The organism is Vibrio qinghaiensis, assembly GCF_002257545.1.
Lineage (GTDB): Bacteria > Pseudomonadota > Gammaproteobacteria > Enterobacterales > Vibrionaceae > Vibrio > Vibrio ordalii.
The window spans coordinates 1,807,524-1,830,713 of record NZ_CP022741.1 but is presented as its reverse complement, the minus strand read 5'-3'; the positions used below and the strand labels follow the sequence as shown (position 1 = coordinate 1,830,713).

The following is a 23,190-nucleotide window of genomic DNA, read 5'->3' as shown; positions in this document are numbered from 1 at the left end:
TCATTTATAGCCAATGAGGTCATCTCTTTATGCGAGTTATTCTCAGTTTGGTATAAGATTATGGAAAATCATCAATAAGGAATCGAAATGGATGCACTAGAGTTGCTGCTTAACCGTCGTTCAATCGCCAATCTCACATCGCCTGCACCTGAAGGTCTGGTCTTGGAAAATATTATTTAGAGCAGGCTTGCGAGCGCCCGATCATGGCGGTTTAACCCCTTGGCGTTTCGTGATTGCTCAGGGAGCGGGTTTGCAAAAGTTGTCGAGTATTTTGGCGTCTGCTGTGCGAGCGGATAACGGCAGTGATGCTGAGATAGAAAAAGCGAAGAATGCACCGTTTCGAGCACCTATGGTAATCACAGTGATCGCGAAAGTAACGGATCATGAAAAAGTGCCAGCGATTGAACAACATCTCTCTGCGGGATGCGCAGTACAAGCGATGCAAATGGCCGCGGTAGCACAAGGTTTTCAAGGTTTCTGGCGTTCGGGAAGCTGGATGTTCCACTCTCACGTTCGGCAAGCATTAGGTGCTAAGGGCGATGATCAAATCGTTGGTTTCTTATACCTAGGGACAGCAGGGTGCACGCCAATGAAAGTGCCTGAACGTGATTTGAGCCAATTTATTGAGTTTCTATAGCGAGTTTATTGACTATCTACCGCTACGATAACTCATGGCCCAGCAATGCTGGGCCTAAAATCTAGTCGATGTGATAGGCAATCACAAAATCAATAAATAGCCTGACTTTTTCAGGTAGATGATCCTTGTGGTTGTACAGCATATAAATATCACGAGGGTTGGAAACCCAGTCTTCCAGTACTCTGACTAAGCTGCCTTCTTCGATAAATTCTTTAATCATCACATCTGGCATTAAGGTGATACCCAGCCCCTCAGAGCAAGCGCTGCGCACTACGTTTAAAGCGTTGGCCTGAAAACGACCAGTATCACAATTGACCACGCATTCCCCTTTATTGTTGGTCAACTGCCACTTTACTAGGGGGTATCCTTTTAGTAATGAGTGATTACTGAGCTCTTCGGCATGAGTTGGTGCAGGGTGTTTCGCTAAATACCCTGGGCTTGCGACTAACACATCTTTCACTTCATTAATTTTTCGCGCAATCAAACTGGAGTCTCGTTGAGGGCCAACTCTAAAAATGACATCCCATTCGGTTGGGTCGAGCTGATCGGCCTGATTGCTAGTGGTGAGTTCTATGTTGATATCTGGGTACCGTATCATGAAGGCATTGAAGATAGGCATCATCATACGTTTCGTGACATTGGATGGTGACGATATTCTGAGTTTTCCTGAAGCGCCACGGCATTCATCGGTGAGCTCTTCTGCTGTTGCCGCTAAGCGATGCAGCAACGGTGAGCACTCTTGAAAAAAACGCTCTCCCGCTTCAGTGAGTGAAAGTTTTCGAGCATGGCGATTCAACAGCCTAAGATTCAGAGAATCTTCCAATGCTTGAATGCGTCGGGTAATGGTCGCAACTGGGATCATTGTTTTACGAGAAGTTGCGGTATAGCTTCCATTTTCGACAACCAGTCGAAAGAGGTTTAGGTCATCTAATTTCATTGTTCCTAACACATTATTTTTTGAATTTGAGTAATCTATATGTATATCATTTGTCAAATCTTGAGTCATATCAACTTGTTTGACGAAAGTAACATTCCGTACATTTGGTACAATTCATACATAGCCCACATATATAGTATGCAACCGAGTTACAAAGTGGAACATTTGTATAAATCTCATTTTGCGACTACTTTATAAAGTAACCTACCAATTTATTCTATAACAATAAAATGACTGCTTTTTAAAAGCATTGTGAGGCAAGATTATGTATAAATCTCACATTCAGGCTAGTGAGTTCATGGCGAAAAAACCTTCAGATAATCAGCATGTCGAGCAAAAATTGATCATGCTCGTTGATGATGACCCAATTTTTAGGCGAATAACCAGTGGTTATTTGTCTGCTCAAGGCTATAAAGTGCTTGAAGCTGAAAATGGCTTAGAGGGGTTGCGCAAGTTAAAAGATGCGGAGCCTGACCTTGTTGTGTGTGACTTAGCAATGCCAGTACTGAACGGCATTGAGTTTGTTGAAGAGGTGAGCCTTGAGTATCCGTCGCTGCCACTGATTGTGGTCTCTGCAACCGATGAAATGGCTGATGTTGCAAAAGTGCTGCGATTTGGTGTTAAGGATTTCCTTCCTAAACCGATTGGTAACCACCAGTACTTAAGTAGTGCAATAAAAAGTACGCTCGAAGATACGTTTAGTCGTTTATCTGATCAGCGCGATTTTTCCACACAATGGTTTCGTGTTGATGATGGTGGTGATATTCCAGAAGAGCAAGAGTTGCATTGGCATCTTGAATATTTGCGTGAAAATCCAAGCACCGCAAAAGATTTATTACATGCATTACTGCCAGAAAATGATACTTCACAAGGCAGTTGGAAGTGTAGTTACCGTCTTTTACAATCGGCGGATGTAATGCCGCTGGTATTTGACTATGCGTGGTTGATGAACGGGCAGTTTGCCTTTTACTTGGTTGATTCAGATGCCCACTATGAAAACAGTGTGGCTTCAACATTGCTCGTTCGTGCACTGTTTCACGATTATCTTCGCAACTTAAAAAGCTTCAGTGCCGATCTGAAAGACCTTGCTGACATACTGGAAAAAGGTATTGAATGCTCAGAGTGTGCTAATCCAATTAACGCGGTATTCGGTATTGCGGATTTAAGCGAAGGTACACTCTCTATCCTGCCTGCTGGACTCGACAGCCAATGGTCAAATGGCTACTTAACTCAACATATTGCCGCGGGTGTTAGCCTTGGGCAGAACTGTTTAAAAAACTTTATCACTAAAGATTTACCGATCAACTCAGCTTGTCAGCTATCAACTAACCGCTTAGGTTCGAGCAGTTTCAAGCTTAATATTTACCAAGGTGGCATTAGCTAATAACCTTATATTTACTCAGTGTTTGCAGTGATTTGTTTGAGGTATAGTGCGCGCCTAGAACAACTATCACCTAATTCGTTTACGTTGCATTAACTTTGTTTATGGTGCCAAAAACGAACGGAGTCATCCAACACTAGAGAAGTTATGATGGAAGAGCAGAATTTTAAAGAACCTTACAACATTTTTTATTTCTTAGGCTTTATTGCCGTACTTTCGATCCCTACATTGCCAGCAATATTGACTTGGATCCGTGTGTTTAATGGTTATTCAACTTTCTGAGTTGATTCGTACGTTGGGGAGTTCGTCATCAATATTCGGCATTTTTTTCTTACGGTTGTTGGCGGGCTCTGCCTTCTGTTAGGCGCGATAGGCATATTCTTACCGCTACTCCCCACAACACCTTTCATACTCCTTGCTAGTGCTTGTTTTTTACGAAGTAGCCCGCGTTTTCATGCTTGGTTACATCAACATCAGACGTTAGGCCCAATACTGGATAATTGGCAGCAACATGGCGCTGTTTCGCGACAAGTGAAACAACGGGGATGTTTGTGGATTATCCTAAGCTTTACTTTTTCCATCTGGGTTGTTCCGCACTTTTGGCTCAAAATTATGTTGTTTACTATGCTTGTGGTCCTGATCACTTGGTTTATTCGACTTCCCACTCATGAGCAGGTTGCTAACCAACAAGAAAATCACTAGCATTATGGGGAAGTGTGCCCATTCTTCGAATGGGCGTTTGTTTTTTCAGCGGCTAAGATATTGTGGCTTATCTATGGTGCTGAGAGCTCACGCTCTATCATTCTCATGCGTAAATGTATTGTGGAAAATGAAGAGCCAATCTAAGTAAATGTAAGTTATGACAACCGAAACTATCTCTTTGATCAAATCGAGCATTCAAAGCATTCCTAATTACCCAAAACCTGGCATTTTGTTTCGTGATGTGACCAGCCTGCTAGAGGATGCAAAAGCCTATCAAGCAACCATTGCTTTATTAGTCGAAAAATATAAAGACATGGGCTTTACCAAAGTTGTTGGTACTGAAGCGCGTGGTTTTCTATTTGGTGCGCCATTAGCATTAGAGCTTGGGGTAGGGTTTGTACCTGTGCGTAAACCGGGTAAGTTACCGCGCGAAACGTTGGCCCAATCTTACGAATTGGAATACGGTACTGACACATTAGAAATTCACGTTGATGCAATCAAACAAGGTGATAAGGTGCTGGTGGTGGATGATTTACTGGCAACGGGTGGCACGATTGAAGCGACGACTAAATTGATCCGCCAGCTTGGAGGTGAAGTCGAGCACGCTGCTTTTGTCATCAACCTGCCTGAAATCGGTGGAGACAAACGTTTACAAGGTTTGGGCCTGAACGTTTATAGTATTTGTGAATTTGAAGGTCACTAAGCTAATCAACTGGACGTACTCATGAGTTATCTTGCCTTAGCGCGAAAATGGCGACCAACAAAATTTAATGAGGTAGTGGGGCAAGCACATGTCTTAACTGCACTAGAAAATGCGTTGGCCCAAAATAGATTGCACCATGCGTATTTATTCAGCGGTACACGTGGTGTCGGCAAGACGACGATTGGTCGCTTGTTTGCTAAAGGGTTAAATTGTGAAACCGGTATTACGGCCACACCTTGTGGCCAATGTGATACTTGCCGAGAGATTGACCAAGGCCGTTTTGTTGACCTTTTAGAAATAGATGCGGCATCACGAACCAAAGTCGAAGATACGCGCGAATTACTTGATAACGTGCAGTACAAGCCTGCTCGCGGTCGCTTCAAGGTGTACTTAATCGATGAAGTACACATGCTGTCGCGCCACAGTTTTAACGCTTTGCTTAAAACGTTGGAAGAGCCGCCTGAGTATGTGAAATTCTTGCTCGCTACGACAGATCCGCAAAAGCTGCCGGTTACGATTTTATCGCGCTGCTTACAGTTTCATCTTAAGCCGATCAGTGTTGAAAATATCCACGATCAGCTTGAGCATGTTTTAGCGGCAGAGCAGATCCCTTGTGAAGCGAGAGCATTAAGAATGATCGCTCATGCTGCCGATGGCAGTATGCGTGATGCACTTAGCTTAACTGATCAAGCGATTGCATTGGGTAATAACCAGGTGATGGCCGATGTAGTCGCGCCAATGCTTGGCACGCTAGACACAGATCAAGCACTCCATTTACTGCAAGCCATTAGCAGTAAACAGCCTCAAACGGCGATGGATAGCGTTGCACACTTAGCACAAAATGGTGTGGATTGGGATGGATTACTACAACAACTCGCGGCGCAGTTACACCGTATTGCGATGTATCAAGCGTTGCCAGCAACACTGGACAAAACCCAACCTGACTCAGAGAAAGTGCAACTGCTTAGCAAAGCACTGAGCCCACAAGATGTGCAGCTCTATTATCAAATTGCTTTAAAAGGGCGTGAAGATTTAGCACTCTCGCCAACCGCTCGAACGGGGCTGGAAATGATTGTGCTACGTATGATGGCGTTTCGTCCTGCTTCTGTATCGTTGGTGAATACGTTCAGCACTGAAGTGAGTTCAGATGTCGCAGTGCCAAGCCACGGCACTCCTTCACAAAAACCTGTATCAGTGGTAACGCCTCTAACTGAACCTAAGCAAACGTCGGTGGCTCCCGTATCGTACAGTCAGGTTAATGAGCCACAAAGGCATGAGGATACTCAGCCTGATTATGGCATCGTTCAAGATTACGATAACCGCTATGCGGATATGAATGATGACATGTCCAGTGCAATGGAATATGCCCCAGAATCGTATCAGCCAGCACCAGTTCCTCAACCACCAGCACCTTCTTCAGCTCCACGTCCCTCACCGATTGCAGGGCTGCGACACCAGTTGCGTTCACAGCGCCAAGGAGTTGCTCAGCCAGCAAAAGGAGTGAATGAAACAAAGAGCAACGGGACAAAAAAGCCTAATGCGGCATCGACTAAATCTGAATCTGTGCTTGAGCGTGTTGCCTCGCATGGAAAATCAGCTCGAGTGTCGCCTTTGTCAACATCCGCTCCTGAAGCCGCCCCAACCTTGGACAACGAGCCTTATCAGTGGCGTCCAACGCTGCAACCTGTGGTGGTTGAACAACAAAAAACAGAGCTGACACCGACACAAATTAAGCAAGCGCTAGAACATATTAAAACGCCAGAGATGGCAGAAAAGTTACTTGCAGAATCGATAGAACAAGATGAGTGGGCAGCTCTGATCCACCAGCTCGATATTGCCAAGTTAGTGGAACAATTAGCACTTAATTCTGTCTACCACAAATCGGGCTCATCAATTGAGCTAGTGCTGCGGCCAAGTCAGGCCCATCTTAATACCGATAAAGCACAAAGCGAGTTGTTAGAAGCGCTCAATGAGACATTAGCTGAAGAGTGCCACCTTAGCGTGACAATTGGTGAGCAAGGTGAGACGCCATTGGAGCTTAGAGAGCGTCTTTACCAACTCAAATTAGAGCAAGCATTGAACAGCTTGGAGGCTGACCCTCACGTAATGTTCTTCAAGCGACGTTTTGATGCGGAACTTGATCGCGACAGTGTGCGGCCGATTTAATCAATTAAGCGAGTGTGGGGTTGAATCTATATGTTATGACCCCACCTTATGTGAAACACTCAATTCAACCAGAGAGATAAACATGTTTGGTAAAGGCGGTATGGGCAACCTAATGAAGCAAGCCCAACAAATGCAAGAGCGCATGCAAAAGCTACAAGAAGAAATTGCGAATATGGAAGTGGTTGGTGAGTCTGGTGCTGGTCTGGTAAAAGTGACCATTACTGGTAGCCACAGCGTACGCCGTGTAGAGATTGATGAAAGCTTAATGGAAGACGACAAAGAGATGCTAGAAGATCTGATTGCCGCCGCTTTCAATGATGCTGCGCGCCGCGTGGAAGAGACTCAAAAAGAAAAAATGGCTTCTGTCACTGGTGGCATGCAATTACCACCAGGTATGAAAATGCCGTTTTAACGAACGACCTTTTTAACAAACAACCTTTTTAACAAACAAAATAGGTTACTAATGCGTACCAGTCATATGCTGGAGCATTTGATGGAGGCCTTACGTTGTCTGCCTGGGGTGGGTCCCAAGTCAGCGCAGCGTATGGCCTTTCATTTGTTACAGCGCGATAGAAAAGGCGGCTTACAGCTCGCCGATGCTTTAAGCCAAGCCATGACAGAAATTGGACATTGCAGTGAATGTCGAACTTTCACTGAAGAAGAAACTTGTCATATTTGTAGCAACCCTAAGCGGCAGGATAACGGCCAACTCTGTGTAGTCGAAAGCCCTGCTGATATTGCGGCAATTGAAGCTACAGGCCAATATTCTGGACGTTATTTTGTTCTGATGGGACACTTATCACCTTTAGATGGTATCGGCCCGAGTGATATTGGTTTAGATACGCTGGATTACCGTTTGCAACGTGGTGGCATTGCCGAAGTCATTCTTGCCACTAACCCAACCGTTGAAGGGGAAGCGACCGCGCACTACATTGCGGAATTATGTCGCGCCCATCAAGTCTCTGCGAGCCGTATTGCTCATGGTGTGCCTGTTGGCGGTGAGCTTGAGCTTGTTGATGGCACGACGCTATCGCACTCTTTGCTTGGCAGACAAATTATTAAACCACTCCCTTAAACAATACTATTTTCTTAAAAATCAACTTAATCAATTGCTTTCATGAGTTTTTTTTATTCATATATCTGGGCTATACTGTCCTCATGCTGGGGAGGGATTTCCCTAGCATGACTTGACTTTAGCTAGTGATCCGAGGGATGCAATGTGGGGATATAAGTTATTTGCAGTTGGGATGCTCTTTTTTATAGTTGGCTCAACTCTTCCTGCTGCTGCAAAGCAGACATTGGTTATCGCTACGACCGATAGTTGGCACCCTTATTCTTACACGAATGAGCAGGGAGAAGCGATGGGAATACTTGTCAATTTCTGGCAGGAGTATTCACAGCGTACAGGCACCCCTGTTGAATTTAAAGTTACAAATTGGCAACAATCTTTAGATAATGTGCTAAGTGGTAATGCTGATGCCCATATAGGTATGGTCCGGTCCGATAAACGTGAGGAAAAATTTGATTTTATTGAGCCTCTTTTCTCTATTGATACCAAACTCTACTTTAATCGAACTTTACTGAGCGAATTTTCTGTTAAAGAATTTTTGTTGGGTGGCTATGACTATGAAGTCGGTGTTTTATTCGGTGGTTACCAACAAGAGTATATGCAAACTCATTATCCCAATGTTAAGTTAAAGACTTTCACTAGTAATAAATTAATGATGGAAGAGGCATTGTCTGCCCGACTAAAAGCGTTTGTTGCAGATACTCAAGTCTCTAATTATTTCCTGCATGTTGGCAATAAGCCTGGTAAATTACTTCCTGTACAACATTTATACACAGGGGTGTTATATCCAGCGGTTGCTAAAGGTAACTCAATTTATACTGATGTATCACAGGGCTTTTCGAAGATAAGTGAAGATGATAAATCACGCATTGTTTACCGTTGGATTCATCATAGTGTTGAAACGGTTTATCCTAAGTATTTAATTCACGCCATTGTTACCTTTGTCTTCATTTTTTTGATTTTATACATAAAACTGCTTAAACGCAGTGTTGCCCACAAGACTGATGAATTGCAAAGTATGAACTCCAAATTATTGTTATTGTCTGAGACAGATAGCCTGACGGGTATTTATAATCGCCGCCATTTTATGCAAAAGCTGGAGGCTTCGCCTGAAGGAATGAATGATATTGCCTTGATGATCTTTGATATTGATAATTTTAAATCTGTGAATGATTCATTTGGCCATGGCGTCGGTGATGAAGTAATAAAGTACGTTGCAAATCAGGCTAATTATTTGATGAAAAAAGGCCAAACATTGGCTCGTATTGGTGGTGAGGAGTTTGCGATTGTAGCTTATTTTAATACATCGGAAGAAGCGTTGAATTTCGCTGAACAAATCATTAGTACCATAAAAAACCATAGTTTAATGGCTTTTCCTACCATAAAGGGAATTACGGTTAGTATGGGAGTTGCTTATTACTCGTATTATCGTAAAACGGATGAATTAACTCTTGCTGATGATGCTTTATATAAAGCCAAAACTGCGGGAAAAGATCGTGTTGAAATGACAGTAATCTAAAGAGTCACAATAATGATTCGTTACACATCATCTATAGTTTAGATATAGAGCCTTAATAAACGGATAAACAGAGGTTAGCCAGTCGTTTGCTCAAGTTCGGTAATGTTGGTCAAAGCTTCTTGGTTCGTGTTGCCACAGACCATCGGGCAAGGTTTAAACTCGTGGCATACTTTTGGACGTTCAGGCTTACCAAATAACTTGCACAAATTAGCGTCATTAAGTTGAATGCAACGTACACCAGCTGGCTTTCCTTGCTCCATACCCGGGATGGAGGAAGAAATACTAGGAGCGATACAACACGCACCACAACCAAGTCTGCATTCCATAATTGAGTACCAGTAAAAATAAAAGGGTGACGATCCTAGCAGATGTGACCGAAGTGTACAGCAATAGCTTCCTAAATTAACAAGCCGTTTTTATCCTTGAACTTTGGATGGTGTGGAGGTATAACACGCACCCCATTCGTTAAGTAAGATAAAGACTCATGAGCACACCATTCTGGCAAAATAAGAAATTAGAACAAATGACGGAATCGGAGTGGGAGTCGCTTTGTGATGGATGCGGTAAGTGTTGCTTACACAAGTTAATGGATGAAGATAGTGATGAGGTCTATTACACCAATGTCGCTTGCAGTTGGTTAAACAGCGATACCTGCTCATGTAAGGATTATCCAAACCGTTTCAATTCTGGTGAGGAGTGCTTAAAACTGACGCGTGATAAAATTGATGAATTTAACTGGTTGCCGGATACGTGCGCCTATCGTGTACTGTCAGAAGGCAAAACATTGCCGCAATGGCATCCTTTGATTACCGGCTCCAAAGAGGCGATGCACGCCGCGCAAGAAAGTGTTCGCAACAAAGTCGTTTATGAGATTGATGTTATCGACTGGGAGGACCATATTATCAATCATCCAAACCGTAATTAGTATCTAATAGAAATCTAAAAGACTAGAGAAGCAGTAACAAACCACCTATTGTTGCCGCGGCGGAAAAATATTTCCCTGCAGAATAGGAGCTGTCGTCTTCTTCTGGTTTTTTATCTGGATGATCTAACCCCAAAGCACCATGAGCAAACGACTCCACTTTACCTGTCACGGTTTTCTCTTTGTTTTCTAACTTACTCTCTTTGTCGAGTTGTTGCAGCGCTGCGAGCAAGGCTTTGCCTTCATCAGACAAAGTGACGCTATTCTGCTCCACTTTGAGCGGGGCAGAGGGGGTGGATGCCGCTGTAGAATTAGCTTGAGCTTTAACTTGTTGGAGTGAATGCAGTTGCGCTGAGCTTGTTCCTACTGGTGTCATACTTCTCTCCTATAAATGCCATCAGTTAATTTATCGGCAGATTGATGGAAAACTTGTGCAAAATATTCGCATTTTGTATGAAATGTATGCAAGCAAAAAACACGCCGATTTTGTCTAAAAAGAATAAAAAGGCGCATTGGTTGTGGTTTATCAGTCGCAAGTGAGATCTGTGTTGCGATTCTTTATCTGTTGATAGGCTTGCATGCGATGCTCTGCTTGAACATAGGCAGTGGGAATTGGCAGTACAGTGAGTTGGAAATCAGGATACGACGTCTGGGTATCCTCTACGGGCGTGATGATGGCAACCTTTAAATCAGGATTTCGACGAAGGATAGAATGCGCCGTGCCTAAACCGTGCTCGGTGTGGAACTTGCCTGCGATGTGCATCACCTGAGCTGTCGGGTGGTTTTGTAAATAATCCACCATGCTTTCTGCCATCGTTTCATCCCAAGTGACCTGAGCTGCGTACTGTTTTTCTGTTTGATCTTTTGAGCCGTGATGCATTGATGCCATGAACTTCGCTTTGTAGGGAGAGGCTGAGGTGTCAATTTGGTTTGCAACCTGAGCCCGCTCTACTGGCGTTAATTTATCAAGGTATTTGATCCCTACTTTGCCGATACAACGTACGAAAGGTTTAGGCGCATTAGCGGCAATGACATCCAACTGCTGTGATTTTGCAAATTCAACCAGTGGGCGGTAGTCACTTTGGTAGTTTGGCCACGCTCTGGTCTGAGAAATAAGGTATTGTTCGCCGATTTCTCCTGCTAGATAGCGGTTCAGTATCTCTTGTTCATCGCGTGAAAATTGTTCCATAGACAAGGCTACATGGGTGTTTTCTCGGCTGAGTTGTGCCAATAGCTCGGTTTGGAAGCGATGAATGGCTGGGTGTGTATGCCACTCACCGACTAAAATGATATCGGCATTTTTTATCTCATTCGGCAGCGAATTGAGATTCAATGGTTTGCCGCTAGGGGTGGATAATTGGTAGTCATAAAAGTGAGCAATGGGCTTCGGCTGGTGCGAAGCACAGCCAAAAAGTGGTAATAGTAGAGCCAGAGAAGTAACTAAGCGCATGAGGGTCTCCATTGTGAATTTGGCATAATAATGGAGACACGGTCGATTTGCAATATAATGAGAATTATTATCAAATAACTTTACGGTAAACGCTGATCATAAAATCGGCCTCACAATTAAATTGCTCAGCTTGCTTTAATTGCGCTCGTAGCTCATCACTGGCCCGCCATGCAAACGGCGTCATCTGTAATAAATCAAAAGCATCGTTACCGCTTAATGCCATGGTGTAGTGCAGTTTTTGTTGCTCTACTAATGTAAACCCAGCTATCTCTTCTGCGGTTTCATCGTGCAGTTGAACATTAGGATAGATCCCTTCTTTTAACTGATAGAGGTGCCTTGCCGCTGGTGTAACGGTAATCACCACTCCTTGGTTTTGAATGCAGCGGTAAAGCTCTTGCGCTTTACAGGGCGCATAAATTCGTAATATACCGGCTAGGGAAGCATCGTCAAAGGGCAAGCGGTGGCTGGAGGCAACGACAAAGTTGACCATAGGGTAGCGCTTTGCTGCATAACGGACGGCGATTTTAGAGATATCTAACCCATAGGTGACCGATTGTATCGAGTGTTGTGCAAGCGTTTGAGCGACAAATTGGGTGTAGTAACCTTCGCCGCAGCCGATGTCTAAAAACTGATAAGAAGAATCTTGCAGATACTTACTGCACAACTGAGCGACCGTCTGACGCATCAGATCGTAATGTCCACCTTCAAGAAAACGGCGACGAGCCTGCATCATCTCTTTATTATCACCCGGATCTTTTGAGCGTTTATGATGAGCAGGCATCAAATTGACGTAGCCCTCTTTGGCTATATCAAATTGATGATTATTTTCACATTTCAATATTTGCTGCTGTTGCAACAGAGGTTGCAGGCAAAGGGGGCACAGATACGCCATGAAGATCTCGCTTGAAAAACAAAGGCGCCAGTTTAGCGTCTGCGGCTAGAAATAAAAAGGACAGCGTGATTTCACTGCCCTCAGGATGAGTACGATGATGGAAAATTCGCCAAAAAAGCTTAGTTGGAAAAAACCGTCGTGACGAGCTGATGGCTTCCACCTGGTTGCAAGGTTTTTCCAGCGGATAAGCAAGGGGCATGCAGTGTAGATTCAACACAAAGCATCGTTTGATAACCATCGTCAGGCATATCTGCCATTGATTGAGCGCCTTGAGCCCATGGATTCCACAAGACGGCAGAGTTGTGTCCAGAGTTTTCAACCACTAACGTGCGATTCAAAACAGGATCTTGGACCTGAATTTGTGCTTCAGGCGCGGTATAGACGCGATCAATCGTATCGGTGAGGATGAGTGTTGAACCACCTTGACACATTTTTGCATCTTGTAAGCTGTCTATATATTCAACGCCCATACCTGTAGTAGTGGTCTGGGTAATATTACCAACCTTGAGGTAGCTGTGCAGCGCTGCAGAAAACGTCCATGCTTTCTCATCCGTATTGGTCGTTTCTAAAGTGACTTTTAACTTGTCACCGATTTCAACATAAAGACGAGTTTGGAATTGAAATGGCCAAATAGCCAGTGTTTGGGGCGAATGGTTGAGCCCTAACACGATAATGACGCCCTGATCGTTTTCTCTATGTTCAATCAATGCCCATTCACTGGTGCGTGCGAAACCATGGGCTGGTGCAGCAATACGGCCAAACCACGGCCAACAAACAGGGATCCCGCCTCTTAGAGCGGTTTTACCGTCAAAAATGGCCGTGTCACTCATCCAAATGAGCTCATCTTGTCCTTTAGGAGTGAATGAGATGACATGGCCGCCATGCAGTGTAATTCCTGCGGTCGCTTTGTCATGAATAACGCGAACAATTTTAACGCCCTCTTTCTCAACGATAGTGACGTTGTCAGAAAGATAAGTCAGGGTAGGGAGAGATTGCAGATCCATAAATTCGATACCTCATGCCATTCCTACCGGATAAATAAGTGAGGAACGGCTCGGATTGTCTAACGCAGTCCCACATAAGGAAAGGGACAGATACTAAAAAGGCGACACAATGGCCGCCTTTTTGTTCTCAACGAATTTCTTCGCTAAACACTACGATTATTTAGAAACGTGAGCGATTAGGTCTAGAACTTTGTTTGAGTAACCGATTTCGTTGTCGTACCAAGATACAACTTTAACGAATTTGTCAGTCAGTGCGATACCAGCTTTAGCATCGAATACAGATGTGTTGATTTCGCCGATGAAGTCTTGAGAAACAACGGCATCTTCAGTGTAGCCTAGAACGCCAGCGAATTCGTTTTCAGAAGCGCGCTTCATTTCAGCACAAATTTCTGCGTAAGATGCTGGGTTTTGTAGGTTAACAGTTAGGTCAACTACAGAAACGTTCGCTGTAGGTACGCGGAAAGCCATACCAGTCAGTTTGCCGTTTAGTTCTGGGATTACAACGCCAACTGCTTTAGCTGCGCCAGTTGAAGATGGGATGATGTTTTGAGAAGCACCACGACCACCACGCCAGTCTTTCGCAGAAGGACCATCTACAGTTTTTTGAGTCGCTGTCGTTGCGTGAACAGTAGTCATAAGACCAGACTCGATGCCCCACTTGTCATTAAGAACTTTAGCGATAGGTGCTAGGCAGTTTGTAGTACAAGAAGCGTTAGAAACGATGTCTTGACCAGCGTAAGAAGCGTGGTTAACACCCATTACGAACATTGGAGTCGCGTCTTTTGAAGGACCAGTTAGAACAACTTTTTTCGCGCCAGCAGTGATGTGCTTACGAGCGGTTGCGTCGTCTAGGAATAGACCTGTTGCTTCAGCAACCACGTCAACACCGATTGCATCCCATTTTAGATCTTCTGGGTTACGCTCAGCTGTTACACGTACAGTTTTGCCGTTTACAACTAGGTTGCCAGCTTCAACTTCAACAGTGCCGTTGAAACGACCGTGAGTTGAGTCATACTTTAACATGTATGCCATATAATCTACGTCGATAAGGTCGTTAATACCTACAACTTCGATGTCGTTGCGCTCTTGCGCTGCACGGAATACGAAACGACCGATACGGCCAAAACCGTTAATACCTACTTTGATAGTCATTATAGTTGCTCCACAACTTAATTTCTGATTAAAGATAACTGGTAGTAAAATTACAGAACCCAGTAAATGTCTGCAACAGATAATCGGACTTAACTTGTTTAAAGTCAAAAAAAAGCGACGCTTTTTTTCACAATTAGTCGCAAGTGATTAAATTTTAAACTTAATACCGTTTCTGTTTACTCTCAGTTTGCGTAAAATACTTTGGCCTTCCTAAAGCCGTTCAGAAATTACATACTGCCCATTTCATGGTGAGAAAGTATGTGCTACAAAGGCTAGGGTGCGCAAGTCTTTGGCATAAAAAGTACCATAGCAACATTGAGAAGAAGGGAAGTTTTGTAAGTGAAATCAAAGGTTGAAAATAGCGTTAAGCCTGATGAATACTGGCGTGAAAGGCTAACAGATGATGAGTTTTATGTTTGTCGTCAACGCGGTACAGAAGCCCCGTTTAGTGGCAAGTTATTACACAATCGTGACACAGGCGTATACGCGTGTACCTGTTGCAGTAGCCCGTTATTTGTCTCCAACAATAAGTATGATTCAGGGTGTGGCTGGCCAAGCTTTGATGCACCGATCAAGGATACTGCGATCCGCTATCTTGAAGATTTAACGCATGGAATGATTCGAACTGAGATCCGTTGTGCGGTATGTGATAGCCATCTAGGGCATGTCTTTCCTGATGGGCCTCAAACAACAGGCGAACGATTTTGTGTCAATTCAGTGTCGTTAATTTTCAACAAAAAGTGAAAAAGCGGTGAACTTATCACCGCTCTTCGTTTTATGGTTACACTTTGTTAGTCTGTAAATTCGATGGGAATGAGGGCCGGTGTAAATTGCCCCTTTTTGAGTGCAGTGACGATTTTTTCTGCGATGTCGTCCAGTGCATCAAATTTATTTTGATCAAAACCATATAATAATTTGAGTTCAGTTTCTGAAGCGACCGGTATATTGAATGTTTTCCCTACCATTGCCCAGATATAAGCTTTTTCACTTTGCTTAAGTATTTGGTTGGTACTGGCAAGAGATTTGATAGCATCAAGGTTGATACTGCCTTTTGGGCTGAGTTCTAAGGTTCGATGGAGCAAATAGATTGCTTTTTCTCGATCCCGTTGAACATAAAAAGTAGCGAGAGCGTATTGCATTTCTGCTGTATCTAGCTCGGGTTTACCTTCACGTTGTAAGAATTCCCTTTGTGCTCTTTTATCACCAATCTGACTCCAGAGAAAGTATAAGGTTTCCGCGGAGCTGGATGACTGAAGCTCTTGTTCAATCTGCTCTAAATCTTTCCCTGTATTGATGAGTGCTGAAAATCGACGTTGTTTCAGTTCTGTTTGATCAATCGCTTGAATTTGTGAAGCGAGCTCAAGACATTTTCGATAAGCTTGAACTAATCCGTATTCTTTAATCTTGTTGCTATCGCTTGGATTTTTAAGCACTTCAAATCGATGCCAGATAAGGTCCGTGCGTGGAACTCTACATTGCCCATCATTTATATTGAGCCTTTCACAGCGCAAATTAGGATTATCAGCACATAGCTTGTCGGTATCTCTGTTATTCTCAAAGCAGCCACTTATAAGAAGTGATAGGCTGAGAATCATGGGCACTTTTATCAAATTCATAATATTAGCTTGTGATCAAATACACTTATTTATTGGGCTTGCCTTGACTCAATATCATGGCAAGTTATGTTTGTGACGAATTCGTTAATTAAGGATAGACCATGGATGCCGATCAACTCATTAACGCCATCACCCCCGAAGCTTACAAGCGATTAATGCACGCTGTTGAAACGGGTAAGTGGCCTGAAGGTACACCACTTTCACAAACACAGCGAGATTCATGCATGCAAGCTGTGATGTTGTATCAATCTAAGCATAATGTAGAAGCGGACCATATGACAGTTGCCGCTGGTGGAGAAATCAGTTTTAAGTCAAAAAGTGAGCTGAAAAAGCGCTTTCAAAACGGACAAGACGATATTGTTCGAGTTAATCCAAACCACGAATGAGTCTATTTTGACTTATACAGAATACGAAAATCCCCAATTCATTGAGTTGGGGATTTTGTTAATGAGGGGAAACACATTGTGGGTGCTTAAAGCTATAAGCTCATTTCACCACGTAACACTTCCTGCATTTTCTGCTTCACTTCTTCATAAGAAAGATTCTGGCTCAGTAAATAGTGAAGCTTGGCTAAAGCGGCTTCTGGTGTCATGTCGTAGCCGCTGATCACGCCTGCTTCTGCAAGTGCACAACCGGTCGCGTAACCGCCCATGTTAACCTTACCTGCTAAGCACTGAGTTAAGTTCATGACGATTACGCCACGTTCTGAAGCTTCTTTTAAATGCGCTAATAGTTGTGCATTTTGAGGTGCATTGCCTACACCAAAAGTTAGCAAAATCATCGCGTTGACTGGCTGTAATAAGGTATTGCGGATCACTTCGTGAGAGATGCCAGGGTACATAGTAATCACACCAATCGGTTGTGGTGTAATGCTATGGACTCGGAAGGCTCCTTGCGGCTGTTCACCAACTTTAACGTTACTGCTGATTTGAATATTGATCCCAGCTTCTAACAGCGGAGGAAGGTTCGGCGAGGTAAACGCATTAAAACCATCGGCGTGTGACTTGACACTGCGGTTACCCCGCATCAACTGGTTATTGAAGAATAACGTCACTTCATTGATGGGGTAATTAGCGGCGATGTGTAATGCATTAAGTAAATTCGCTTGTCCGTCAGAGCGCAATTCGGCCAACGGAATTTGTGAGCCTGTCACGATGACGGGTTTACCTAAGTTTTCCAACATGAAAGAGAGTGCCGATGCGGTGTAAGCCATGGTATCCGTACCATGTAAAATCACAAAGCCATCGTATTTATCATAATTATCTCGAATATCGTTGGCGATTTGTTGCCAATCTTCAGGCGTCATATCCGAGGAGTCAATCAGAGGGTCATATTCATGAATGGTGAACTCAGGCATTTCAGGGCGGTGAAACTCAGGCATGCCTGCGAGTTGTTTCTCCATGAAGCCCGCAATAGGGACATAACCATGGTCGGATTTTAGCATGCCGATAGTACCGCCAGTGTAGGCGATGTAGATATGTTTTCTTGCCATAGCTAGAAATCACTCGTGTAGGGGAACAGAGCGGGGGATTATAGCGTATTCACTTAATATAAAAAGGGGCGCTCAACACAAAGCGCCCCAATGGTTTTTTATCTTTTATAGATTGATATTATTACTGAACTTGGCAGTTTAGGCAGAACGCATATTGCCCTTTTGGATCATTAAAATGGTTGAGTAAGCTGGCATCTTGCACCCATTGTTTTGCTACAGGTTGTAGCGATGCTGGTACCAGCGTTGAGACATCAAAACCAAAACGAGCCTGTACTTGATTCATGATGTCTTGCAAGAACTGCTCTGCGGTAGAAAGGGGCTCTTCTACCCAATAAATATTGTAGGTCTCTAATTGTGCCAGTTGAGCGGCGAGCTTAATGGCATCATCAAAGTCACCCATTTGGTCGACTAAGCCATGATCCATCGCATCTTGCCCTGTCCATACGCGGCCTTGCGCGACCTGATCGACTTGTGCCAATGAAAGGCCACGGTTCTCTCCCACCAAACTGATGAAACGCTGGTAACCATGGTTAATGCCCAGTTGCAGAGCGTCGGCCACGCCTTTTGTTAGCCCCGTGGTGACACCGATACCTGAAAAAGGTGAGGTTCCTACGCCATCGGTATAAACCCCTAGTTTGTTGAGCCCTTTTTCAAAGGTGGTGAGGACACTAAAAATACCGATTGAACCCGTTAACGTGGTTGGCTGCGCGACAATTTTATCTGCACTCATGGAAATCCAATAACCGCCAGACGCTGCAAGGCTCGACATTGAGACGACAACCGGTTTGCCTGCGTCTTTTAACGCTTGAATTTCATTACGGATAACTTCAGAGGCAAACGCGCTGCCCCCAGGGCTGTCCACACGCAATACGACGGCTTTGACTTTATCATCGTTACGCGCTTGGCGAAGTAATGCAGCGGTGGTATCACCACCCACTGTACCGCGTGGTTGCGATCCATCCATTATGGTACCGCTGGCGATGATCACCGCCACATCGTCCATTTCAGCGTTAAATGGTGGCTTAATGGTGGCTTGATATTCGTAGTAACCTACAGCGTTGTAGCTATCTTCTCCATTGCTGCCAAATGTTTCGGCGAGCGATCGGCGCATTTGTTGGCGAGTGGCCAATTCATCCACTAGCCCTAATTTTAATGATAAAGCGGCGAGATCTCCCTCGGTCGCTTTTAATTGGGTCAGAAATTCATCCATTGATGGGTTTAACGTTTTCTCGTCAATCTTACGGTTGGTCGCTACGTCATCGACGTATGCCCCCCACAACTGTGTTAACCAGCGAGAGGCGGACTCTTTCGCCGCGTCGGACATATCGTCACGAATAAATGGCTCAATGGCTGATTTATAAGTACCGACCCGGAAAACGTGCGTGTTGACATCCAGCTTTTCCAGCAAAGTTTTGTAGTACATTGAATAGGCACTGTAGCCTTTCAGCATCACCGCGCCATCCGGTGCCAAATAGATTTTATCGGCGTAGCTTGCTAAGTAGTATTGGCTTTGATTATAGAAATCTCCCACCGCGTAGATGGGTTTGCCCGTGGCTTTAAATTCATTGAGCGCTTTAGCAATATAACGCAGCTTGGTGAGGTTGGTTTCTGGCATTTCTCCGAGAGCAAGCACAAGGCCTGTGATTTTCGCATCGTCTTTCGCGTGGCGAATGGTCTCTACTACATCAAATAATACATTTTCTTTGGGTAAGTCTTTGCCAAAAAATGAGCCAGTCACTGAATCCATCGGATTGATGTAAGAACTTTGTTCAACAATCGGTCCCGATAAGTTCATCACTAAAGCGGACTCTTTTTCTACCGTAGGTAGAGGAGAATCAGCATGCACATATAAGAAATAAATCAGTGCAATACTAAGCAAAAAGAAAAGGTTGGTTAAGGCTAAACGAATAAAAGTAATGATTTTCCAAAAACCTTTAAATATCAAGCCGATAAATCGAAATAGTGATCTCATTGTTTCTCCACTGCGGCTATTCGCAAGCGTGTTAAATGAATAAAGGGGATTACCCTTGAGATATTAATGGCTTACATCCTACGTGATCTAGTATACCCAAACAACCGCAAGATTGATCGGTGTTACAAAAATGTAAACACTTGTTTGATTTTTTTTGTTGGCAATAATATTCTGGTCAGACCATAACGCATAATTATAAAAGTGAAGTCGCCATGTACCCACATCTGTTAGAGCCTTTGGATTTAGGATTTACTCAGTTACGCAACCGTGTATTGATGGGATCAATGCATACGGGATTAGAAGAGCATAAGGAAGGGCTCCATAAGCTGGCCGCTTTTTATGAAGAGCGTGCAAAAGGTGGGGTTGGGCTGATTGTGACGGGCGGGTTTTCACCTAATTTGCGCGGTCGACTTCACCCTTTCAGTGCCGAATTTAGCAAAGCAAAACATGCGCGTGCACACCAAGTCGTGACTGAAGCTGTGCATCGCCAAGGTGGAAAGATTGCCTTGCAACTGCTGCACGCAGGCCGATACGCAATGCACCCTTTTGCCCAAAGTGCTTCGGCGATTAAAGCACCTATTGCGCGTTTTGCGCCGAGTGAAATGAGTGCTCGTCAGATAAAAAAAACCATTGATGCCTTTGCCAGTAGTGCTGAATTAGCTCACCTTGCAGGATACGATGGTGTGGAAGTGATGGGCTCGGAAGGGTATTTGATCAACCAATTCATCTGTAAACGTACCAACATGCGTTACGACGATTGGGGCGGTAGTTACGAAAATCGTATCCGTTTACCCATTGAGATAGTGAAAGCGATTCGTGCAGTGGTTGGTAAAGAGTTCATCATCATTTTCCGTCTTTCAATGCTGGATTTAGTCGAAGAGGGCAGCACTTTTGAAGAGGTTTTAATACTCGCGAAGGCACTTGAACAAGCTGGCGTGACCATTATCAATACGGGCATCGGTTGGCATGAAGCGCGCGTTCCAACGATAGCGACTCAAGTACCACGTGCTGCTTTTACTTGGGTAACGGAAAAAATCCGCCCGCATCTCTCTGTACCCGTTGTGACCTGTAATCGTATCAACACTCCAGAAGAAGCAGAAAGAATATTAGCAACGGGTCAAGCGGATATGGTGTCGATGGCGCGTCCGTTTCTTGCCGATCCAGAATTTGTTGCCAAAGCGGAGCAAGGAAAAGCCGCGCTGATCAATACATGTATCGGCTGTAACCAAGCTTGTTTAGATAACGTATTTAAAGGCAAACGAGCCAGTTGTCTCGTCAATCCGCGGGCCTGTTATGAAACGGAAATGGTTATTCGCCCAGCGGCTCAGCCGAAAAAAATGGCGGTGATTGGCGCAGGTCCGGCGGGGCTTGCTTGTGCGACTACCTTGGCTGAGCGTGGGCATCATGTTGATCTGTTTGAAAAAAATGATCGCATTGGTGGTCAGTTCCGTTTGGCGATGCAAATTCCCGGCAAAGAAGAGTTTCGAGAAACCATTCGCTACTTTGCAAATCGTATTGATCAAACCGGTGTACATCTGCATTTAGATACTGACGTCAATTTTGAGATGCTCGAACCGTACGATGAAGTGGTGATGGCGTCGGGTGTCGAGCCGAGAAAAGTCAAAATTGAGGGTATTGATAACCTAGAAAAGGTGCTGGATTACCAAACGCTGATCCGTGAAAAAACGCCCGTTGGCGAAAAAGTTGCGATTGTTGGTGCTGGTGGCATTGGTGTTGACGTCGCCACTATGCTGACTGAGCCGACAGAGCATACACTTGATGATTGGCTGCATGATTGGGGCATTGATAAAGAGATTACTTATCCCGGTGGTTTATACCCATTCCCTGATGGTATGAGTGAGAAAACGGTGTGGCTATTACAGCGTAGAAAAGGGCGTGTAGGTAAAGGCCCCGGTAAGACCACAGGTTGGATCCATAAACGCACCTTAGAAAAGCGTGGAGTAAATCTCCTCGGTGGTGTCGGTTATGAAAAAATTGCCGCTGACGGTTTACATATCACGCTTGATGGTAATCCTTTGCTGTTAGACGCCGATAAAATAGTGATTTGTGCCGGGCAAGAATCAGTGCGTCCTTTTGAAGATAAATGGGCATCATTGGGTGAGAAGATGCATGTGATTGGTGGTGCCGATTATGCTGGTGAGCTTGATGCTGTGCGTGCGATTCGTCAGGGGGTAGAGCTGGCGATCAAGTTATAATCTGTGGTCCAAGCTAGGTGGTGGTGTTATCACTTGCAGTGATCAGCCAGCAATCGTAAAACAACAAAAGGCGCAAATCGCGCCTTTTGTCTTTGCTACGTTCGTGAAGAACAGTCTTCGCTTTGCTATAAAATGACCGTTTTGTTGCCATAAACAAAAACGTGATCGTTGATGACTTTGTTCAAGGCTTTACTCAGCACATTTTTCTCAACATCCCGTCCAGCTTGCGCCATGTTTTGCGCGCTGAATGTGTGATCAACTGGGATCACATCTTGTTTAATAATCGGGCCTTCATCTAAATCATTGGTGACAAAGTGCGCCGTCGCACCAATGATTTTCACCCCGCGCTCGTACGCTTGCTGGTAAGGCTTTGCACCAATGAAGGCCGGTAAAAAACTGTGATGAATATTAATAATTTTGTGATGGTACTTATCGACAAAGCCGGGCGTGAGTACCCGCATGTATTTGGCGAGGACCAAATAGTCGGCTTGGTATTGGTCTAGTACTGCCAACAATTTCTGCTCATGTTCCTCGCGGTTTAGTCCTTCGTGCGAAACATGGTGATAGGGGATATCAAACTTTTCGGTCAGATTTTGCAGCGTATCGTAATTGCCAATCACTGCAGCAATATCGACATCCAAGCTGCCATCATAATTCTTAATCAAAATATCGCCCAAGCAATGTGCTTCTTTAGTCACCAAAATAACGATGCGTTTGCGCGAAGAATCAATCAGTTTACGCTTTGCGTGTACAGGCAAGGCTTGGTCAAGGTCGGCTAGAAGGGTGGTGTCGTTAAAGTAGCCTTCCAATTCAGTTCGCATAAAAAAGTGACCACTGATGTTATCAACATACTCATTGTTATGAATAATATTGAGTTGATGTTTATAACAGATGTTCGTGATTTTCGAGATAAGTCCGGGCGCATCACTACAATGAGTGAGCAGTGTTTTTCTTTCCATTATTAATTACTTCCGTGCATGATTTTTTTCGTTCTAAAAACTAATTCGTGAGCGAGTAAACGGTGAGGCACCCCGCAATATAGGGGCTATAATTAATCTATTATTAAGTTGGTTTCAATATATAAACGGGTTCACCGTTAGGCTTTTGCTAATTTTCTTCCTCACAGAGTGTCTTAAGGCGGTATTTATGGATAGAGAACTCCTCGCACGAAAGCTGTATATGGAAAGAGTGAGTGCATTGATGGGAGACCATCAAATTGACGAAATCATTTTGGAAGACATGTGGGAGAGCCGAGCATCACCCGCCGAGGCGGCAAAAGCAATGACCCAAACGGAGAGTGGGTACGAAGGGCCAGCTTGGTTATCTCGTTACCTCAATCGCAAATAGAACACACCTAACT

23 protein-coding genes and 1 pseudogene are annotated in these 23,190 nt (G+C 44.2%); 13 read left to right on the top strand and 11 right to left on the bottom strand.

Annotated elements, in window-relative coordinates:
- Positions 1-87: 87 nt before the first annotated feature.
- A pseudogene (locus CCZ37_RS08375) lies at positions 88-637 on the top strand (NAD(P)H nitroreductase).
- A gap of 61 nt (positions 638-698) precedes the next feature.
- Here the strand turns inward: CCZ37_RS08375 and CCZ37_RS08370 are convergent.
- A complete protein-coding gene (locus tag CCZ37_RS08370) occupies positions 699-1,574 on the bottom strand; it encodes a LysR family transcriptional regulator (RefSeq protein ID WP_010318657.1) in 876 nt (291 codons plus the stop codon).
- A 265-nt stretch (positions 1,575-1,839) separates the two neighbouring features.
- Here CCZ37_RS08370 and CCZ37_RS08365 point away from each other — a divergent pair, with 265 nt between their 5' ends.
- From CCZ37_RS08365 to CCZ37_RS08330, 7 genes are all read left to right on the top strand, one after another.
- Positions 1,840-2,958: a response regulator gene (locus CCZ37_RS08365; RefSeq protein ID WP_094500287.1), complete on the top strand. Its 1,119-nt coding sequence runs from the start codon at positions 1,840-1,842 to the stop codon at positions 2,956-2,958.
- Between the two features lie 306 nt (positions 2,959-3,264).
- A complete protein-coding gene (locus CCZ37_RS08355) occupies positions 3,265-3,657 on the top strand; it encodes a YbaN family protein (RefSeq protein WP_029626930.1) in 393 nt (130 codons plus the stop codon).
- A gap of 157 nt (positions 3,658-3,814) precedes the next feature.
- Positions 3,815-4,360 carry an adenine phosphoribosyltransferase gene (gene apt, locus CCZ37_RS08350; protein WP_010318660.1) on the top strand — a complete coding sequence of 182 codons (546 nt, stop codon included), beginning with the start codon at positions 3,815-3,817 and terminating at the stop codon, positions 4,358-4,360.
- A 21-nt stretch (positions 4,361-4,381) separates the two neighbouring features.
- Positions 4,382-6,526, top strand: coding sequence for a DNA polymerase III subunit gamma/tau (gene dnaX / locus CCZ37_RS08345; protein ID WP_094500286.1), 2,145 nt, complete (start codon positions 4,382-4,384; stop codon positions 6,524-6,526).
- A gap of 82 nt (positions 6,527-6,608) precedes the next feature.
- Entirely contained in the window at positions 6,609-6,938 is a 330-nt protein-coding gene (locus CCZ37_RS08340; protein WP_013857237.1) for a YbaB/EbfC family nucleoid-associated protein, read from the top strand.
- Positions 6,939-6,989: 51 nt separating this feature from the next.
- Complete coding sequence (gene recR, locus CCZ37_RS08335; RefSeq protein ID WP_010318663.1) at positions 6,990-7,601, top strand: recombination mediator RecR; 612 nt, start codon at positions 6,990-6,992, stop codon at positions 7,599-7,601.
- A gap of 142 nt (positions 7,602-7,743) precedes the next feature.
- On the top strand, positions 7,744-9,114 hold the full coding sequence (locus tag CCZ37_RS08330) for a transporter substrate-binding domain-containing diguanylate cyclase (protein WP_244187261.1): 1,371 nt from the start codon (positions 7,744-7,746) through the stop codon (positions 9,112-9,114).
- Between the two features lie 74 nt (positions 9,115-9,188).
- On the opposite strand, the gene CCZ37_RS08325 is transcribed toward CCZ37_RS08330, so the two are convergent.
- Positions 9,189-9,440 (bottom strand): YkgJ family cysteine cluster protein, encoded by a 252-nt coding sequence (locus CCZ37_RS08325; protein ID WP_094500285.1) that lies wholly within the window; start codon positions 9,438-9,440, stop codon positions 9,189-9,191.
- Positions 9,441-9,598: 158 nt separating this feature from the next.
- Here CCZ37_RS08325 and CCZ37_RS08320 point away from each other — a divergent pair, with 158 nt between their 5' ends.
- A complete protein-coding gene (locus CCZ37_RS08320; protein WP_010317229.1) occupies positions 9,599-10,039 on the top strand; it encodes a YcgN family cysteine cluster protein in 441 nt (146 codons plus the stop codon).
- Between the two features lie 22 nt (positions 10,040-10,061).
- On the opposite strand, the gene CCZ37_RS08315 is transcribed toward CCZ37_RS08320, so the two are convergent.
- From CCZ37_RS08315 to gap, 5 genes are all read right to left on the bottom strand, one after another.
- On the bottom strand, positions 10,062-10,412 hold the full coding sequence (locus CCZ37_RS08315; RefSeq protein ID WP_094500284.1) for a hypothetical protein: 351 nt from the start codon (positions 10,410-10,412) through the stop codon (positions 10,062-10,064).
- A gap of 150 nt (positions 10,413-10,562) precedes the next feature.
- Entirely contained in the window at positions 10,563-11,498 is a 936-nt protein-coding gene (locus tag CCZ37_RS08310) for a ChaN family lipoprotein (RefSeq protein WP_094500283.1), read from the bottom strand.
- 58 nt (positions 11,499-11,556) lie between these two features.
- Positions 11,557-12,378 (bottom strand): 23S rRNA (guanine(745)-N(1))-methyltransferase, encoded by an 822-nt coding sequence (gene rlmA, locus CCZ37_RS08305; RefSeq protein ID WP_010317223.1) that lies wholly within the window; start codon positions 12,376-12,378, stop codon positions 11,557-11,559.
- Between the two features lie 119 nt (positions 12,379-12,497).
- Positions 12,498-13,382 (bottom strand): D-hexose-6-phosphate mutarotase, encoded by an 885-nt coding sequence (locus tag CCZ37_RS08300; protein WP_094500282.1) that lies wholly within the window; start codon positions 13,380-13,382, stop codon positions 12,498-12,500.
- A 156-nt stretch (positions 13,383-13,538) separates the two neighbouring features.
- On the bottom strand, positions 13,539-14,534 hold the full coding sequence (gene gap, locus CCZ37_RS08295) for a type I glyceraldehyde-3-phosphate dehydrogenase (protein ID WP_010317219.1): 996 nt from the start codon (positions 14,532-14,534) through the stop codon (positions 13,539-13,541).
- Between the two features lie 339 nt (positions 14,535-14,873).
- On the opposite strand from gap, the gene msrB reads away from it, so the two are divergent.
- A complete protein-coding gene (gene msrB / locus CCZ37_RS08290) occupies positions 14,874-15,278 on the top strand; it encodes a peptide-methionine (R)-S-oxide reductase MsrB (RefSeq protein WP_010317214.1) in 405 nt (134 codons plus the stop codon).
- Positions 15,279-15,325: 47 nt separating this feature from the next.
- Here msrB and CCZ37_RS08285 read toward each other — a convergent pair whose 3' ends face one another.
- The gene (locus CCZ37_RS08285; protein ID WP_010317211.1) at positions 15,326-16,150 is read right to left on the bottom strand and encodes a DUF2989 domain-containing protein; all 825 of its coding nucleotides are present in this window, start codon (positions 16,148-16,150) and stop codon (positions 15,326-15,328) included.
- Positions 16,151-16,251: 101 nt separating this feature from the next.
- Between CCZ37_RS08285 and CCZ37_RS08280 the strand changes: the two genes are divergently transcribed.
- Positions 16,252-16,536, top strand: coding sequence for a YeaC family protein (locus CCZ37_RS08280; RefSeq protein ID WP_094500281.1), 285 nt, complete (start codon positions 16,252-16,254; stop codon positions 16,534-16,536).
- 92 nt (positions 16,537-16,628) lie between these two features.
- Here the strand turns inward: CCZ37_RS08280 and ansA are convergent, their stop codons facing one another.
- Together ansA and sppA are read right to left on the bottom strand one after the other, a co-directional pair.
- Positions 16,629-17,642, bottom strand: a complete 1,014-nt coding sequence (gene ansA / locus CCZ37_RS08275; RefSeq protein ID WP_094500280.1) for an asparaginase — start codon at positions 17,640-17,642, stop codon at positions 16,629-16,631.
- A 121-nt stretch (positions 17,643-17,763) separates the two neighbouring features.
- Positions 17,764-19,614 carry a signal peptide peptidase SppA gene (gene sppA, locus CCZ37_RS08270; RefSeq protein WP_094500279.1) on the bottom strand — a complete coding sequence of 617 codons (1,851 nt, stop codon included), beginning with the start codon at positions 19,612-19,614 and terminating at the stop codon, positions 17,764-17,766.
- 212 nt (positions 19,615-19,826) lie between these two features.
- Between sppA and CCZ37_RS08265 the strand changes: the two genes are divergently transcribed.
- Positions 19,827-21,830, top strand: a complete 2,004-nt coding sequence (locus tag CCZ37_RS08265) for an NADPH-dependent 2,4-dienoyl-CoA reductase (protein ID WP_094500278.1) — start codon at positions 19,827-19,829, stop codon at positions 21,828-21,830.
- Between the two features lie 125 nt (positions 21,831-21,955).
- Here the strand turns inward: CCZ37_RS08265 and purU are convergent, their stop codons facing one another.
- On the bottom strand, positions 21,956-22,789 hold the full coding sequence (gene purU, locus CCZ37_RS08260) for a formyltetrahydrofolate deformylase (RefSeq protein WP_064624890.1): 834 nt from the start codon (positions 22,787-22,789) through the stop codon (positions 21,956-21,958).
- Between the two features lie 187 nt (positions 22,790-22,976).
- Between purU and CCZ37_RS08255 the strand changes: the two genes are divergently transcribed.
- Positions 22,977-23,177 (top strand): hypothetical protein, encoded by a 201-nt coding sequence (locus CCZ37_RS08255; protein WP_010317192.1) that lies wholly within the window; start codon positions 22,977-22,979, stop codon positions 23,175-23,177.
- The last annotated feature ends 13 nt before the right edge of the window (positions 23,178-23,190 follow it).

Excerpts from the sequence above, each read along its gene's own strand:
- CCZ37_RS08330 (WP_244187261.1), top strand. The coding sequence starts at position 7,744 with ATGTGGGGATATAAGTTATTTGCAGTTGGGATGCTCTTTTTTATAGTT.
- dnaX (WP_094500286.1), top strand. The coding sequence starts at position 4,382 with ATGAGTTATCTTGCCTTAGCGCGAAAATGGCGACCAACAAAATTTAAT.
- CCZ37_RS08255 (WP_010317192.1), top strand. The coding sequence starts at position 22,977 with ATGGATAGAGAACTCCTCGCACGAAAGCTGTATATGGAAAGAGTGAGT.
- ansA (WP_094500280.1), bottom strand. The coding sequence starts at position 17,642 with ATGGCAAGAAAACATATCTACATCGCCTACACTGGCGGTACTATCGGC.
- purU (WP_064624890.1), bottom strand. The coding sequence starts at position 22,789 with ATGGAAAGAAAAACACTGCTCACTCATTGTAGTGATGCGCCCGGACTT.
- CCZ37_RS08285 (WP_010317211.1), bottom strand. The coding sequence starts at position 16,150 with ATGAATTTGATAAAAGTGCCCATGATTCTCAGCCTATCACTTCTTATA.
- CCZ37_RS08310 (WP_094500283.1), bottom strand. The coding sequence starts at position 11,498 with ATGGAGACCCTCATGCGCTTAGTTACTTCTCTGGCTCTACTATTACCA.
- CCZ37_RS08265 (WP_094500278.1), top strand. The coding sequence starts at position 19,827 with ATGTACCCACATCTGTTAGAGCCTTTGGATTTAGGATTTACTCAGTTA.
- CCZ37_RS08370 (WP_010318657.1), bottom strand. The coding sequence starts at position 1,574 with ATGAAATTAGATGACCTAAACCTCTTTCGACTGGTTGTCGAAAATGGA.
- CCZ37_RS08320 (WP_010317229.1), top strand. The coding sequence starts at position 9,599 with ATGAGCACACCATTCTGGCAAAATAAGAAATTAGAACAAATGACGGAA.
- CCZ37_RS08325 (WP_094500285.1), bottom strand. The coding sequence starts at position 9,440 with ATGGAATGCAGACTTGGTTGTGGTGCGTGTTGTATCGCTCCTAGTATT.
- recR (WP_010318663.1), top strand. The coding sequence starts at position 6,990 with ATGCGTACCAGTCATATGCTGGAGCATTTGATGGAGGCCTTACGTTGT.
- CCZ37_RS08300 (WP_094500282.1), bottom strand. The coding sequence starts at position 13,382 with ATGGATCTGCAATCTCTCCCTACCCTGACTTATCTTTCTGACAACGTC.
- apt (WP_010318660.1), top strand. The coding sequence starts at position 3,815 with ATGACAACCGAAACTATCTCTTTGATCAAATCGAGCATTCAAAGCATT.
- CCZ37_RS08315 (WP_094500284.1), bottom strand. The coding sequence starts at position 10,412 with ATGACACCAGTAGGAACAAGCTCAGCGCAACTGCATTCACTCCAACAA.
- rlmA (WP_010317223.1), bottom strand. The coding sequence starts at position 12,378 with ATGGCGTATCTGTGCCCCCTTTGCCTGCAACCTCTGTTGCAACAGCAG.
- CCZ37_RS08340 (WP_013857237.1), top strand. The coding sequence starts at position 6,609 with ATGTTTGGTAAAGGCGGTATGGGCAACCTAATGAAGCAAGCCCAACAA.
- gap (WP_010317219.1), bottom strand. The coding sequence starts at position 14,534 with ATGACTATCAAAGTAGGTATTAACGGTTTTGGCCGTATCGGTCGTTTC.
- CCZ37_RS08280 (WP_094500281.1), top strand. The coding sequence starts at position 16,252 with ATGGATGCCGATCAACTCATTAACGCCATCACCCCCGAAGCTTACAAG.
- CCZ37_RS08365 (WP_094500287.1), top strand. The coding sequence starts at position 1,840 with ATGTATAAATCTCACATTCAGGCTAGTGAGTTCATGGCGAAAAAACCT.
- sppA (WP_094500279.1), bottom strand. The coding sequence starts at position 19,614 with ATGAGATCACTATTTCGATTTATCGGCTTGATATTTAAAGGTTTTTGG.